General features: G+C 63.9%; 13 protein-coding genes. 4 read left to right on the forward strand and 9 right to left on the reverse strand.

All coding sequences use genetic code 11. The features are described 5' to 3' along the window. The first annotated feature begins 9 nt into the window (after positions 1–9). From flgK to ACTJK4_RS12910, 3 genes are all read left to right on the forward strand, one after another. Complete coding sequence (gene flgK, locus ACTJK4_RS12900) at positions 10–1,947, forward strand: flagellar hook-associated protein FlgK (RefSeq protein WP_260803309.1); 1,938 nt, start codon at positions 10–12, stop codon at positions 1,945–1,947. A 66-nt stretch (positions 1,948–2,013) separates the two neighbouring features. Beyond that, on the forward strand, positions 2,014–2,973 hold the full coding sequence (gene flgL / locus ACTJK4_RS12905) for a flagellar hook-associated protein FlgL (RefSeq protein WP_343620893.1): 960 nt from the start codon (positions 2,014–2,016) through the stop codon (positions 2,971–2,973). A gap of 67 nt (positions 2,974–3,040) precedes the next feature. After that, positions 3,041–3,784, forward strand: a complete 744-nt coding sequence (locus ACTJK4_RS12910) for a YoaK family protein (RefSeq protein ID WP_232039033.1) — start codon at positions 3,041–3,043, stop codon at positions 3,782–3,784. Between the two features lie 39 nt (positions 3,785–3,823). Here ACTJK4_RS12910 and ACTJK4_RS12915 read toward each other — a convergent pair whose 3' ends face one another. The 9 genes from ACTJK4_RS12915 to fliL form a co-directional block, all read right to left on the reverse strand. Next, positions 3,824–5,065, reverse strand: coding sequence for an NAD(P)/FAD-dependent oxidoreductase (locus tag ACTJK4_RS12915; RefSeq protein WP_440818081.1), 1,242 nt, complete (start codon positions 5,063–5,065; stop codon positions 3,824–3,826). Continuing rightward, positions 5,065–5,793, reverse strand: a complete 729-nt coding sequence (locus tag ACTJK4_RS12920; protein WP_440818082.1) for a 3-ketoacyl-ACP reductase FabG2 — start codon at positions 5,791–5,793, stop codon at positions 5,065–5,067. Before ACTJK4_RS12920 ends, ACTJK4_RS12915 begins: the two co-directional genes overlap by 1 nt. 83 nt (positions 5,794–5,876) lie before the next feature. Next, complete coding sequence (gene fliR, locus ACTJK4_RS12925) at positions 5,877–6,671, reverse strand: flagellar biosynthetic protein FliR (protein ID WP_232039036.1); 795 nt, start codon at positions 6,669–6,671, stop codon at positions 5,877–5,879. 30 nt (positions 6,672–6,701) lie between these two features. Continuing rightward, positions 6,702–6,971 carry a flagellar biosynthesis protein FliQ gene (fliQ, locus tag ACTJK4_RS12930; protein ID WP_004631435.1) on the reverse strand — a complete coding sequence of 90 codons (270 nt, stop codon included), beginning with the start codon at positions 6,969–6,971 and terminating at the stop codon, positions 6,702–6,704. Between the two features lie 19 nt (positions 6,972–6,990). After that, positions 6,991–7,740: a flagellar type III secretion system pore protein FliP gene (fliP, locus tag ACTJK4_RS12935; protein ID WP_232039037.1), complete on the reverse strand. Its 750-nt coding sequence runs from the start codon at positions 7,738–7,740 to the stop codon at positions 6,991–6,993. Next, the gene (fliO, locus tag ACTJK4_RS12940) at positions 7,737–8,138 is read right to left on the reverse strand and encodes a flagellar biosynthetic protein FliO (protein WP_232039038.1); all 402 of its coding nucleotides are present in this window, start codon (positions 8,136–8,138) and stop codon (positions 7,737–7,739) included. Before fliO ends, fliP begins: the two co-directional genes overlap by 4 nt. Positions 8,139–8,206: 68 nt before the next feature. Beyond that, positions 8,207–8,662: a flagellar motor switch protein FliN gene (gene fliN, locus ACTJK4_RS12945; RefSeq protein WP_004631438.1), complete on the reverse strand. Its 456-nt coding sequence runs from the start codon at positions 8,660–8,662 to the stop codon at positions 8,207–8,209. Beyond that, on the reverse strand, positions 8,652–9,662 hold the full coding sequence (fliM, locus tag ACTJK4_RS12950) for a flagellar motor switch protein FliM (RefSeq protein ID WP_232039039.1): 1,011 nt from the start codon (positions 9,660–9,662) through the stop codon (positions 8,652–8,654). Before fliM ends, fliN begins: the two co-directional genes overlap by 11 nt. Before the next feature lies 1 nt (position 9,663). Beyond that, positions 9,664–10,161: a flagellar basal body-associated protein FliL gene (fliL, locus tag ACTJK4_RS12955; RefSeq protein WP_024542098.1), complete on the reverse strand. Its 498-nt coding sequence runs from the start codon at positions 10,159–10,161 to the stop codon at positions 9,664–9,666. 516 nt (positions 10,162–10,677) lie between these two features. On the opposite strand from fliL, the gene ACTJK4_RS12960 reads away from it, so the two are divergent. After that, complete coding sequence (locus tag ACTJK4_RS12960; RefSeq protein ID WP_232040234.1) at positions 10,678–12,414, forward strand: sensor domain-containing protein; 1,737 nt, start codon at positions 10,678–10,680, stop codon at positions 12,412–12,414. Positions 12,415–12,450: the final 36 nt, after the last annotated feature.

A 12,450-nucleotide genomic window follows, 5' to 3' on the forward strand; every position in this document is an offset into this window, starting at 1 on the left:
GAGACAACTATGAGCAGCTCCCTTCTGAATATTGGCGCGTCCGGCCTGCGGGTTGCCGATATCAACCTGCAAGTGACCGGCAACAACATTGCCAACGCCAGCACGCCGGGCTATTCACGCCAGGAAGCCGTGCAGACGGAAAACATTCCGCTGTACGCCGGCGTGGGCTATCTCGGCCAGGGCGCAAACGTCACGACCGTCAAGCGCATCTATGATCAGTTCCTGACGGCGCAGGTGCAGAGCGGCCAGGCGTCGACCAGCGCGGCCGACCAGCTCAACAGCCTGGTCTCGGGCCTGAGCAAGTACATGTCGGACAGCAACAGCGGCCTGACTTCGTCGCTCACCAGCTTCTTCAACGCCGCCGATGGCCTGGCCTCCAAGCCGTCGGACACCACCGCGCGCCAGGTCTTCCTGAACGCTGCGGCCGGCCTGCAGAGCCGTTTCAATTCGATTGCCGGGCAGCTGAGTTCGCTCAACAACCAGGTCAATACGCAGGTGCAGACGCAGATCAGCTCCGTCAATGGCACCGCGCAGCAGATCGCCTCGTTGAATGACCAGATTTCCAAGGCGGAAGCGTCGACCGGGCAGCCGGCCAATGACCTGCGTGACCAGCGCGACCAGCTCGTGCAGACGCTCAACCAGTCGATCAAGGCGAGCGTGGTGCAGACCGGCGACGGCCAGTTCAACATCTATGTGGGAAACGGCCAGGCGCTGGTGCAAGGCAACCAGAGCTACCAGCTGACGGCAGTGCCGTCGCAGTACGACCCGACGCAACTGTCGGTGGGCTACAAGAGCCCCGGCGGTACGGTCAACATCGACGACAGCCAGCTCGGCGGCGGTGCGCTGGGCGGCCTGATGGACTTCCGCAACAACACGCTCATTCCGGCGCAGAACAGCCTGGGCCGCCTGGCCACGGCCGTGACGGCCGACGTGAATGCGCAGAACAAGCTCGGCATGGACGCCAACGGCAAGATGGGCACGGACCTCTTCTCCGTGGCCAGCCCCAGCGTCGCGCCCAGCACGAACAACACCGGCAGCGGCACGCTCACGGCCAGCATCACCAACGCCAATGCGGGGCAGGGCTACGACTACCAGGTCAAGTATCAGGGCGGCGCCTACACCGTTTCGCACTATCCGGACGGCTCCGGCTCCGTGACGGTGTCGAGCTGGCCGACCACGATCGACGGCGTCACGCTGAACCTGTCGGGCACGATGAACAGCGGTGACTCCTTCCTGGTGCGCCCGACCGCCAACGCGGCCGCCACCATGCAGACGCTCACCACCGACTACCACAACGTGGCGGCGGCCTCGCCCGTGGTGCTCAACCAGGGCAGCAACAACACGGGCAGCGCCGCGGTGTCGTCGTTGGGCGTGGACAGCACGTATGCCGGCTCGCCGCTCACGTCGCCGATCAACCTGACGTACAGCTCGGCCGTCGGCGGCTCGCTGTCGGGGTTCCCGGGCAGTGTCACTGTCACGGTGGGTGGTACGTCGACCACGTACACGGGCGGTACGGCGCCGTACACGCAGGGCGCGACGTACGCTTTCAACGGCGTGCAGATGACGCTTTCGGGCTCGCCCGGCAACGGCGACACGTTCACCATTTCGGCCAACACCGCCAACAGCACCGACAATGGCAACGCCAGCGCGCTGGCCAAGCTGCGCAACAGCAACCTGCTGGACGGCGGCACGACCTCGATCGGCTCGGCGTGGAACAACCTCGTCACCCAGGTGGGTGTGCAGGCCAACCGCGCCAGCACCAACCTGACCTCGCAGAAGGCGCTGCTGGCCAGCTCCACGCAACAGCAGCAGTCGGTGTCGGGGGTGAATCTCGATGACGAGGCGATGAACCTGATGAAGTACCAGCAGGCCTACCAGGCCTCCGCCAAGGTGATGCAGACGGCCAATTCGCTGTTCGACAGCCTGCTGTCGATTGCCGGCGGCTGATCGGGGCAGCTGAAGAAATCGCCCCGCCTGCCGATAACGTCCTAAAGCCCTTCGTCCGGACCGATCATGCGAGTCAGTAGCGCCCAATTCTTTGCAGCGTCTTCCGCTTCGATGCAGAACACGCAATCGAACCTGCTCACGCTGCAGCAGCAGATTGCGAGCGGCATCGCGCTCAACAGCGCGGGCGACAACCCCAGCGCGTTCGGCCAGATGGCGCAACTGCAACAAACGCAGGACGCCAACGATCAGTACCAAGCCAATCGCGACACCACCGACGCACGCCTGACCAGCGTGTCTTCGGCGCTCACCAACCTGGTGACCACGCTGCAGCAAGGCAAGCAGACATTGGTGGGGGCCAACACCTCGCTGATGACGGATTCGCAGCGCATTGGCGTGCTGGCGCAGGTCAAGCAGCAGTATCAGCAGCTACTGTCGACGGCCAACCAGCGCGATGCGTCAGGCGTGGCCCTGTTTGGCGGTGCCAACGGCACGACCGATCCTTTCACCAGCACCAGCGGTTCCGTGCAGTACGTCGGCAGCGGTCAGCCGCCGGTAGTGCAGGTTTCGCAGAACATCTCGATGCCGAATTCGGTGTCGGGCGACTCGGTGTTCGTGCGCATCCCCAACTCGGATACGTCCAACCCGAACACCAACCAGAGCATTTTCAAGACGTACGAGAACCTGATCACGGCGCTGTCGACCCCGATCAACGCTGCCACCCAGGCCACCGACGTCGCGAACCTGCAAAAGGCCGTGCAGACGGCGCAGGGCAATCTGGACAACGCTTATCAGGTCGCCCTGCAAGCGCAGGTGACGGTGGGCACGCAGCAAGCGCAGATCACAACGCTCAACAGCAGCGGCTCGAACTACGGCGAGCAGTTGAAGGAGCAGATCTCGAAGCTGCAGTCGGTGGATTACACCACCGCCATCTCGCAGTTCTCTCAGCAGCAGGTGTCGCTGCAGGCCGCGCAGAAGACGTTCACGGCCATGCAGGGCATGTCGCTGTTCCAGTACATCAATCCTTGATGCGGCGCGGGCAGACGGTGGGGTGGCGCGGCGTATCATGTCGGCTCACCTACCGTCAGGACTGGTCATGCCCATCCAGTATCTTCGCCGCCTGACCAGCCCAGAACGCTCAGAGGACGCCAACCGGCGCCTCGGTCAGTCGCTGGCCTTCGTGGCGGGCGCCGCCAACGCAGGCGGATTTCTCGCCGTCAAGCAATACACCTCGCACATGTCTGGCATCGTCTCGACGATGGCCGACGCGCTCGTGCTGGGCGATATCGTCCTCGTGCTCGCCGGATTCGCTTCGCTGCTGGCATTCCTTTGTGGTGCCGCCTGCACGGCGGTGCTCGTCAACTGGGGCCGCCGGCGCAGCACGCAGAGCGAATTCGCGTTGCCGCTCATGCTCGAAGCCGCGCTGCTGTTGCTGTTCGGCTTGATGGGCACATCGCTGGGGCAATACCGGGTCGTGTTCGTGCCGGCCACCGTGGCACTGCTGTGCTTCCTGATGGGGCTGCAGAACGCCATCATCACCAAGATTTCGAAAGCCGAGATCCGTACCACGCACGTGACCGGCCTGGCCACCGACATCGGCATCGAAGTCGGCAAGGCGCTCTACTGGAACCACGGGCACCGCAACCTGCCGGCCGTCGTGGCCAATCGGCCCAAGCTGCGACTGCTGGCGTCGTTGCTGGGGATGTTCTTCGTGGGCGGCGTGGCGGGCGCGTTGGGCTTCAAGTATCTGGGTTATGCCGCCACGATTCCGCTGGCATCCATCCTGATGCTGCTGGCCGTTGTGCCGGTGGTGGATGATTTGTTGGCGCGCAGGCGGTAAGCGGGCCAGGGCTGCATCGGCCCGCGCGCGGCGCCTCCGTCAGGTCATTTCCCGCCGGCATACCTCGTGCAGCGTATTCAGACGCCGCTCTGGATTGACCACAAACGGATTCGTTTCGTCCCAGGCGTAGCCCGCCAGGATGGCGCTGATCATGCGGCGGATGCCCGGCGAATGGCGCGGGTGGAAAATGATGTCCTGTAACTCGCCCGAGTACCACCGATCAACGAAAGCGCGGAACGTATCGACGCCTTTGCGCAGCGGCTTGTCGTAATCAGCAAGCCAATCGACGGTTTCGCCGTTCAGTTGGCGTACGAGGACGCGCGCCGCCAGGTCCGCCGAGCGCAATGCAATCGTTACGCCTGACGAGAACACCGGGTCCAGGAACTCGCCAGCATTGCCCAGCAACGCATAGCCCGGCCCGTAGAGACGCTCCACGTTGGCGGCGTAGCCCCCAATCTGGCGCACGGGCATGAGAAACGGCGCATCGCCGATCAGCGCTGCGATATTGGGTTCGGCCCGGATCAGTTTGCGCAACGTCGCTTCGCGTTCTGCCTCCGGTACGTCGAGAAAACTCGCTTCGGCTACGCAGCCGACTGAAGAGCGACCGTTGGCCAGCGGGATCATCCAATACCAGACATCGCGCCGCTCCGGGTGGACAGCGATGCAGATCTTGTCGCGATCGGTACTGCCGGCCGGTAAGGCGTCGCGCACGTGCGTGAAGAGCGCTGCACGCGTTGGCATGCGGGTCGGCGCTTCAAGATTCAGCAGGCGTGGTAGCACGCGGCCAAAGCCGCTTGCGTCCAGTACCAAGCGGGCATGAACGGCGTAAGCGACCCCGGCTTCGTCTTCCACTTCCAGCACAGGTGCATCGCCAGGATGCATGGAGCGTACGGTGTGGCCAAAGCGAACCTCCGCGCCCTGCTCGGCCGCACACCGGATCAGCGTCTGGTCAAACACCGCGCGTTCGACCTGATACGTCGTGCCCCAGCCCGCTGAATGCTTGTCTCGGAAATCGAAGGAGGCGTGCTTGTCCTGATGTACGAAATACGCCCCGTTCTTGTACTGGAATCCTGCTTCCACAACGGCCTGCAGCATGCCTGCCGCTTCAAGGTAGGCCATGCTTTGAGGCAGCAAGCTTTCTCCAATGGAGAAGCGCGGGAATTGCTGGCGTTCGAGCACCAGCACGTTGTGGCCCGCCTTTCGCAGCAAGGCCGCAGCAACAGCACCGGAGGGGCCGGCGCCGATGATGGCGACGTCGACGTGTGTTGCTTCAGCGGTCATCAGATCATGCCTCCGTTTACGCCGATCACTTGTCGCGTCACATACGACGCTGCATCCGACATCAGGAAGGCGACCACGGAAGCCACCTCTGCGGGTTGGCCGACACGTTGCATCGGCACGGCTTGCAGGGCTTGGTCGATGTGTTCCATGTGGGCCAGCATGTCGGTTTCAATCAGGCCTGGTGCCACACAGTTGACGGTGATCTTGCGCGACGCCAGTTCGACGGCCAGCGCCTTGGTTGCGCCGATCAGCCCGGCCTTGGCAGCGCTGTAGTTCACCTGCCCGCGATTGCCCATCACCCCAGAGACAGATGCGATGGTGACGATGCGCCCTCCCTTGCGTGAACGCACCATCGGCATGGTGAGCGGATGGACGACGTTGTAGAAGCCATCCAGGCCGGTCTCGAGAACGATGTCCCAGTCTTCGTCGGTCAGGGCAGGGAAGGCGGCGTCGCGGGTGACGCCGGCACACAGGACGATGCCGTAGTAGGCGCCGTGGGCTTCCACGTCGGCGTCAAGCTCGGTGCGGCATGCGGCGCGGTCGCGCACGTCGAATTGCAACACGCGAGCGCTGCCGTTTTTGGCTTGGATGTCGGCAACGATGGCTTCGGCCTCGGCACGGCCGCTGCGGCAATGCACGGACACGTCAAACCCGTCGGAGGCCAATTGGTAGGCGATGGCGCGGCCAATGCCGCGGCTGGCACCCGTCACAAGAACGCGGCGGCTCATGTGGTGAGACTCCCTTGAAGATCGGTCGGCGGAATACCGCGATCATCGCACGCGCGGCAGGTATTGCTGCTGGCGCGCGGTGCCTATCGAGGCAGCGTACTGAACTCGCTGAACGCCCGCCCACCCAAGTCCAGCGCATCCATCACAGACCGCTCCACCACCGGCGCCAGCGACGTCATCATCACCATGACGAGCATCAGCCCCACCACCAGCGTGGCGGCGATGCCGACCGCAAACGGGTTGAGCGCCTGTGCCGTGCGCGAGAGCACGGCAAAGCCAAGGTTGACGATCATCATGATCGCGATGATGGGCAGGGCGATGCGCAGGGCCAGCGCAAAGACGATCGTGCCGCCGCCGGCCAGCGTTTGCCAGCCCGGGTTGCCCAGCGGCGCCGCCGAGACGGGCAGGGCGGTAAAGCTGTCGAACAGGGCGTGCAGCAGTACGAGATGGCCGTCGCCGGCAATGAACGCCGTGACGGCCGTGAGGCTGAGGAAGCGGCCAAGCAGCATGCTGCTCTCGGTTTGCGTCGGGTCGAGCAGGGACGCAAAGCCCAGGCCCATCTGCACCGACATCACCTCGCCGGCACCGCTGATGGCCGAGAATACGAGCTGCACGCAAAAGCCCAGCGCCAGCCCGATCAACACCTGCACCAGCGTGATCCACAGCCCTTCGTACGAGCCCACCGACACGCCTGCGGGCACCGGCAGCATGGGCGCCAGCGCCACCGTGATGACCACGCCGAATGCCACCTTGATCGACGTCGGGATCTCGGTATTGGCAAACGGGGGCGCAATGGCGATGAACGCGAGCACGCGCACCAGCGGCCACCAGTACATGGCGATCCAGCCGTTGAGCTGCGTGGCGGTGAATTGGATCATCGGTGTCGGTGCCCTGCGCGCTACGTCGCGTTAGTTGACGTAGTTGGGGATATTGGTCAGCACGCCGCGCGTGTAGTCGACGATCACGGCGACGATCCACGGGCCAGCGAGCACCATCGTGGCAGCCACGGCCAGCAGCTTGGGGATGAACGACAGCGTCTGCTCGTTGAGCTGCGTGGCGGCCTGGAACACGGCCACCAGCAGACCGACGACGAGCGACACCAGCAACATCGGCGCGCCCACCATCATGGCGACCTGCATGGCCTGACGGGCCATGTCCAGAACGTATTCGGGTGTCATGTCGGTTTCCTATCGGCGCTTATTGCACAAAGCTCTGCGCCAGCGAGCCCAGCAGCAGGTGCCAGCCATCCACCAGCACGAACAGCATGATCTTGAACGGAAGCGAGAAGATCGACGGCGTGACCATCATCATCCCCATCGACATCAGCACGGCCGCCACCACGATGTCGATTACCAGGAACGGAATGAAGATGGCAAACCCGATCTGGAACGCGCTTTTCAGCTCGCTCGTGACGAAGGCCGGGATGAGCGCACGCATGGGCGTTTGCTCGGGCGAGGCAATGGCCGGCATGTTGCCCATCTTGACGAACAGGGCGAGGTCCGGCTCGCGCGTCTGCTTGAGCATGAACTGGCGCAGCGGCGTGGCGGCGGTGTCCATGGCCTGCTCGACGGTGATCTTGTTGTCACGCAGCGGCACGTAGGCGTCGGTGTAGACCTTGTCGAGCACCGGCGACATGACGAAGAACGTGAGGAACAGCGCCAGCCCGATCAGCACCTGGTTGGGCGGCGTGGTTTGTGTGCCTAGCGCATGGCGCAGCAGCGACAGCACGATGATGATGCGCGTGAAGCTGCTCATCATCAGGATGATGGCCGGCAGAAACCCGAGCGACGTCAGGAAGACCAGCGTCTGGACGGGCAGCGAATAGCTTTGGCCGCCGGCGGTGCCCGTGAGCAGCGGCAGACCGGGTTGCGACTGGGCGAACACGGCGGGCGCGGCGCCCAGCAGCGCCAGGGCAATCAGGCAGCGGAAGAAGGTGCGCGCGTTCATTCCGACTTTCCCGTCAGGTGACGCTTGAGCTGGATGGACAGCGCGTCGGCAAAGCGGGGCGGCTTGCCGGAGCCGGAAGTGCCGTCGCCGGACGGGTCGTCCGGCGTGGAAGCGACTTCGGCAGGGCGCGGCAGCGTGTGGAGCGTCTGCACGTGCTGCTGCGTGACGCCCAGCACGAGCCATGTGCCTTCCACATCGACGACGACGACCTTCTCGCGGGCGCCCAGCATTTGCTGTGCGACCACGGTGATCACCTGACTGCGGCGCCGGCCTAAACCGCCGGGGCCCATGCCCGCGCGCTGCTGCAGACGGCGCAGCAGCCAGCCGGCCGCCACGATCATCGCCAACACTACAAACAGCCCGCCTAGGGTGCGGGCCCAATCAACTGCATGGTTCATTTCAACACCTTGCCCGGGGGGAGCACTGGTTGCTGTCAGGGTGCCGATGGACGGCGCGCGTGTATGGCTTATCGGTTCAACTTACGGATCCGCTCCGACGGCGTAATGATGTCGGTGAGGCGGATACCGAACTTCTCGTTGACCACCACCACTTCACCTTGGGCGATCAAGTAGCCGTTGACAAGTACATCCATCGGTTCACCGGCCAGTGCGTCGAGTTCCACCACTGAACCTTGCGCAAGCTGCAGCAGGTTCTTGATGGGCACCTTGGTGCGGCCCAGCTCCACCGTCAACTGCACGGGGATGTCCAGGATCATGTCGATGTCATTGCGCTGGGCACCGCCCAGGCCGTCGGCCGTCAGGGGCTTGAACACCGGGCTGGATTCGGCGGCGGCGGGCGCAGCGGCCGGCGGGTTTGCCGCAGCACGCTGCGCGGCTTCCAGGGCCATGGCCTCTTCCATCGTCATCTCGACATCGATGTCGTCGGCGTTGGCTTCGGGGTTCATGGTCGGTTCAGTTGTCATCGTCAGACTCCGTGGCAGCGTCGCTGCCGCTCATATTCAGCATGCGGTTGACCCGCAGCGCGTATTGGCCGTTGAACGTGCCGTAGTTGCATTCCATGACGGGCACGCCGTCTACCTTGGCGGTCACGCTGTCATCCAGCTCCAGCGGAATGACGTCGCCCACCTTCATGTTCAGGATGTCGGACACCTGCACTTTGGCCGTGGCGAGGTCGGCAATCAGCTCCACCTCGGCGGTCTGCACCTGTTGCGACAGCAGCCGCAGCCAGCGCTTGTCCACTTCCAGCGCTTCGCCTTGGATGGCCGATGTGAGCCGGTCGCGGATCGGCTCGATCATCGTGTAGGGCATGCAGATGTGCACGTCGCCGCCGTTGTTGCCCAGCTCGATGCTGAAGCTGGTGGTGACCACCACTTCATTGGGCGTGGCCACGTTGGCGAACTCGGTGTGCATTTCCATGCGCAGGAATTCGAAATCGATCGGGTAGACCGGCTGCCACGCCTTGGCGTAGTGCTCGAACACGAGCTGCAGCATGCGCTGGATGATGCGCTGCTCCACATCGGTAAAGTCCCGGCCTTCCACGCGCATGTGGAAGCGGCCGTCGCCACCGAACAGGTTGTCGACCACCAGGAAGATCAGGTTGGGGTCGAACACGAACAGCGCCGTGCCGCGCAGCGGCTTGACGTGCACAAGGTTGAGCGAGGTCGGCACCACCAGGTTGCGGATGAACTCGCTGTACTTCTGCACCTTCACCGGCCCGACGGAGATCTCCGCGTTGCGCCGCATGAAGTTGAACAGCCCGATGCGCCAGTTGCGCGCGAACCGCTCGTTGATGATTTCCAGCGTGGGCATGCGCCCACGGACGATGCGCTCCTGCGAGCCCAGGTTGTACGAGCGTATGCCCGAGGGATCGGCGGCTTCGACGGGGTCGTCGTCCGCGTCATCGGACACGCCCTTCAGGAGCGCGTCGATTTCCTCCTGGGAAAGAAACTCTTCCTTGAGCATGTCACTGAATCACAAAGTTGGTGAACAAGACGTCTGCCACGGGCGATTCCTTGCCGACAGCCTTGAAGACGTGTTCGCACAGTTCAACGATTTCCTTGGCCAGCTTGACCTTGCCGTCCGCCGGATACAGCTCGGTAGGGGTCTTGCTGGCCAGGAGCATCAGGACCTTGCTGCGCAGCTCGGGCGTATAGGTCTTGATCTCTTCTTCGGCATGCTTGTCAAAGCTCTTGAACGTGATGCCGATCTGCAGGTAACGGTCGTTGCCTTCTTCGGGCTGCAGGTTGACGGTCAGGGTTTCCATGGCCACGAACACCGGCTCTTTGGGCTTGGGCGGTGCGGCGGGGCCGGATGCGGCGTGATTGCCGCCTCCGAGGAAGAACCAGGCGGCACCGCCGCCCATGCCGACGAGCAGGAGCACGATCAGGATGATCAGCAGCAGCTTGGTGGAGCCGCCCTTTGCTGGGGCGGGGGCGGTAGTGGCGGCAGCGGCTTCGGCCATGGGGATCACTCGGGGACTAAGGGGGGGTGGGCTTTCCCGGCTCGCGTCGCGCAACACACCGTAAAAAACAACGCAAAGCACAGAGTCGGGTTCTCGGATGGCATTCTTCCCCACCTCTGTCCAGCTCATTCCAGCAAGAAACGCGGTCAATCCTGCTTATCTCGGGCGTTTGCGACGTGTGGTGCAAAGCCGCACGATTTTATAAGTGACTCTTAGTGCTCTTTATGTGTGGGGGTAACGTTGTCCCGGGCGCCTGACCGGTACCCCTGTTCGCCTCTTGCACCGCAAAAGTGACGTTGGTCCGAAAGATTTGCCCGCGCTTGCCGTTGTAAGGAAAGAACAGGCCGGCATGGTCCGGCCCTGCATACCTGCATTGTTTTGCCGGAAGCCGCCTTGAATTCCTTGCCCTTTTCCACCCGTATTGACCTGGCGCTTGTCGATGCCGATGGCTTGCCGGCCGACTGTCCTGCGCGCGGCGAGCCGCCGGGCTTCTGCCCGAAGCTGGATCTGCTGTCGATGGTCAACGCGCTGACAGAGGGCATCCTCGTGTGTGGGTCGGACCGCCGCGTCACCTACGCCAATCCGAGCGCCGCGCGGCTGCTGGGTTTGCCGGTGGAGGCCCTGGTGGGGCGTTTGCTGCCCACGGTCGTCAACGCCGCGGTGGACGAGTTCGACGCGTCCATCCACGAGGCCGACTGGCCCGATCAAGAAGTGATCGCCGAAGGGCAGCCGCAGCTGAACCAGATTTTCGGGATGCACTGCGTGGATGGCCGCACGGTGTGGGTTTCGAGCAACTGGACGCCGCTGTATGCCGATGGCGGTCATTCGATGACGGCCTCTCCGCGGGCTTCGGAGGTCGGTGCAACGCCATATTCGGTGCTGGTGTCGCTTGTCGACATCACGCAGATCCGCGAAGCGCAGCAGCGCATCCGGCATCTGGCCACGCACGACACGCTGACGGGGTTGCTGAACCGCTCCGCGCTGGAAGATCGCCTGGAGCACGCTTTGGCGATTGCCCGCCGTAACCGCTCGCGCGTCTCGGTCATGTTCCTCGACCTCGATCGTTTCAAGAACGTCAACGACACGCTGGGCCACCAGTTTGGCGACATGCTGTTGCGCGAAGTGGCGGCCCGCCTGCAGGCATGCGCGCGCGAAGCCGACACCGTGGCGCGCCTGGGCGGCGACGAATTTGTCGTCATGCTCGAAGCGCTTGATGGCCTGGGCACGCGGCGCGTGGCCGAGCGCATTCTCTCGGCCATCAGCGCGCCGTTCCATATCGAGGGGCAGGAGCTGTACCTGGGTGTGTCGATCGGGATTGCCGTGGCGCCGCACGACGGCGACGACCCAAACACGCTGCTGCGCAAGGCCGATGCCGCCATGTACCTGGCAAAGGAGCGCGGCCGCAACAACTTCCAAACCTTTACGAGCGACCTGGACGATCGCGTCTCGCGCCGCTTCCGCATTGAATCGGGCCTGCGGCGTGCGAGCGACCGCAACGAGTTCTACGCCGACTACCAGCCGCGCGTGGATGTGCGCAGCGGCCGCATCGTCGGCGTGGAAGCGCTCATCCGCTGGAACTCGGCCGATTTCGGCCGCATGATGCCCGGCCAGTTCATCCAGGACGCCGAAGAAACCGGCCTGATCGTCGAGATCGACCGCTGGATTCTGCGCGCCGCCTGCGACCAGCTTGCGCGCTGGCGCCGCATCGGGCTGCCAGACCTGCGCATGTCGATCAACCTTTCGGGCCAGGCGTTCAGCTCGGGGCAGTTGAGTGCGATGGTGCGTGGTGCGCTATCGACCAGCGGCTTGCCGGGTAACGCGGTGGAACTGGAGATGACCGAAGGCATCCTGATTCGCGACGATCCGTCATTGCATGCGCTGCTGACCGAGCTGCGCGCGATGGGCGTATCGCTGGCGCTGGACGATTTCGGTACCGGATATTCATCGCTGTCGTACCTGCACCGCTTCCCGATCGATACGTTGAAGATCGACCGTTCGTTCGTGCAAGACCTGCCGCACGTGGCCGAACGCGCGGCCATCACGCGGGCCATCATCATGATGGCGCAGGCCATGGGCATGAAGACCGTGGCCGAAGGCGTGGAGACCACCGGCCAGCTTGAATTCCTGCGGGAAGTCGGCTGCGACGAGTTCCAGGGCTATCTGCTCACGCGGCCACTGGAGCCGACGGCGGTGCAGGATCTCGTGCGCGAGAACGCGCGCCGCTACGGCGAGCGCGTCCCCCGGTTTCTATAAATATCGAGTGCCCCGGAAAGCGTAGCGAGCGCCCCG

Origin of the sequence: Ralstonia sp. 22111 (assembly GCF_052045895.1) — a bacterium.
GTDB lineage: Bacteria > Pseudomonadota > Gammaproteobacteria > Burkholderiales > Burkholderiaceae > Ralstonia > Ralstonia wenshanensis.

Excerpts from the sequence above, each read along its gene's own strand:
- flgK (WP_260803309.1), top strand. The coding sequence starts at position 10 with ATGAGCAGCTCCCTTCTGAATATTGGCGCGTCCGGCCTGCGGGTTGCC.
- flgL (WP_343620893.1), top strand. The coding sequence starts at position 2,014 with ATGCGAGTCAGTAGCGCCCAATTCTTTGCAGCGTCTTCCGCTTCGATG.
- ACTJK4_RS12910 (WP_232039033.1), top strand. The coding sequence starts at position 3,041 with ATGCCCATCCAGTATCTTCGCCGCCTGACCAGCCCAGAACGCTCAGAG.
- ACTJK4_RS12915 (WP_440818081.1), bottom strand. The coding sequence starts at position 5,065 with ATGACCGCTGAAGCAACACACGTCGACGTCGCCATCATCGGCGCCGGC.
- ACTJK4_RS12920 (WP_440818082.1), bottom strand. The coding sequence starts at position 5,793 with ATGAGCCGCCGCGTTCTTGTGACGGGTGCCAGCCGCGGCATTGGCCGC.
- fliR (WP_232039036.1), bottom strand. The coding sequence starts at position 6,671 with ATGATCCAATTCACCGCCACGCAGCTCAACGGCTGGATCGCCATGTAC.
- fliQ (WP_004631435.1), bottom strand. The coding sequence starts at position 6,971 with ATGACACCCGAATACGTTCTGGACATGGCCCGTCAGGCCATGCAGGTC.
- fliP (WP_232039037.1), bottom strand. The coding sequence starts at position 7,740 with ATGAACGCGCGCACCTTCTTCCGCTGCCTGATTGCCCTGGCGCTGCTG.
- fliO (WP_232039038.1), bottom strand. The coding sequence starts at position 8,138 with ATGAACCATGCAGTTGATTGGGCCCGCACCCTAGGCGGGCTGTTTGTA.
- fliN (WP_004631438.1), bottom strand. The coding sequence starts at position 8,662 with ATGACAACTGAACCGACCATGAACCCCGAAGCCAACGCCGACGACATC.
- fliM (WP_232039039.1), bottom strand. The coding sequence starts at position 9,662 with ATGCTCAAGGAAGAGTTTCTTTCCCAGGAGGAAATCGACGCGCTCCTG.
- fliL (WP_024542098.1), bottom strand. The coding sequence starts at position 10,161 with ATGGCCGAAGCCGCTGCCGCCACTACCGCCCCCGCCCCAGCAAAGGGC.
- ACTJK4_RS12960 (WP_232040234.1), top strand. The coding sequence starts at position 10,678 with ATGGTCAACGCGCTGACAGAGGGCATCCTCGTGTGTGGGTCGGACCGC.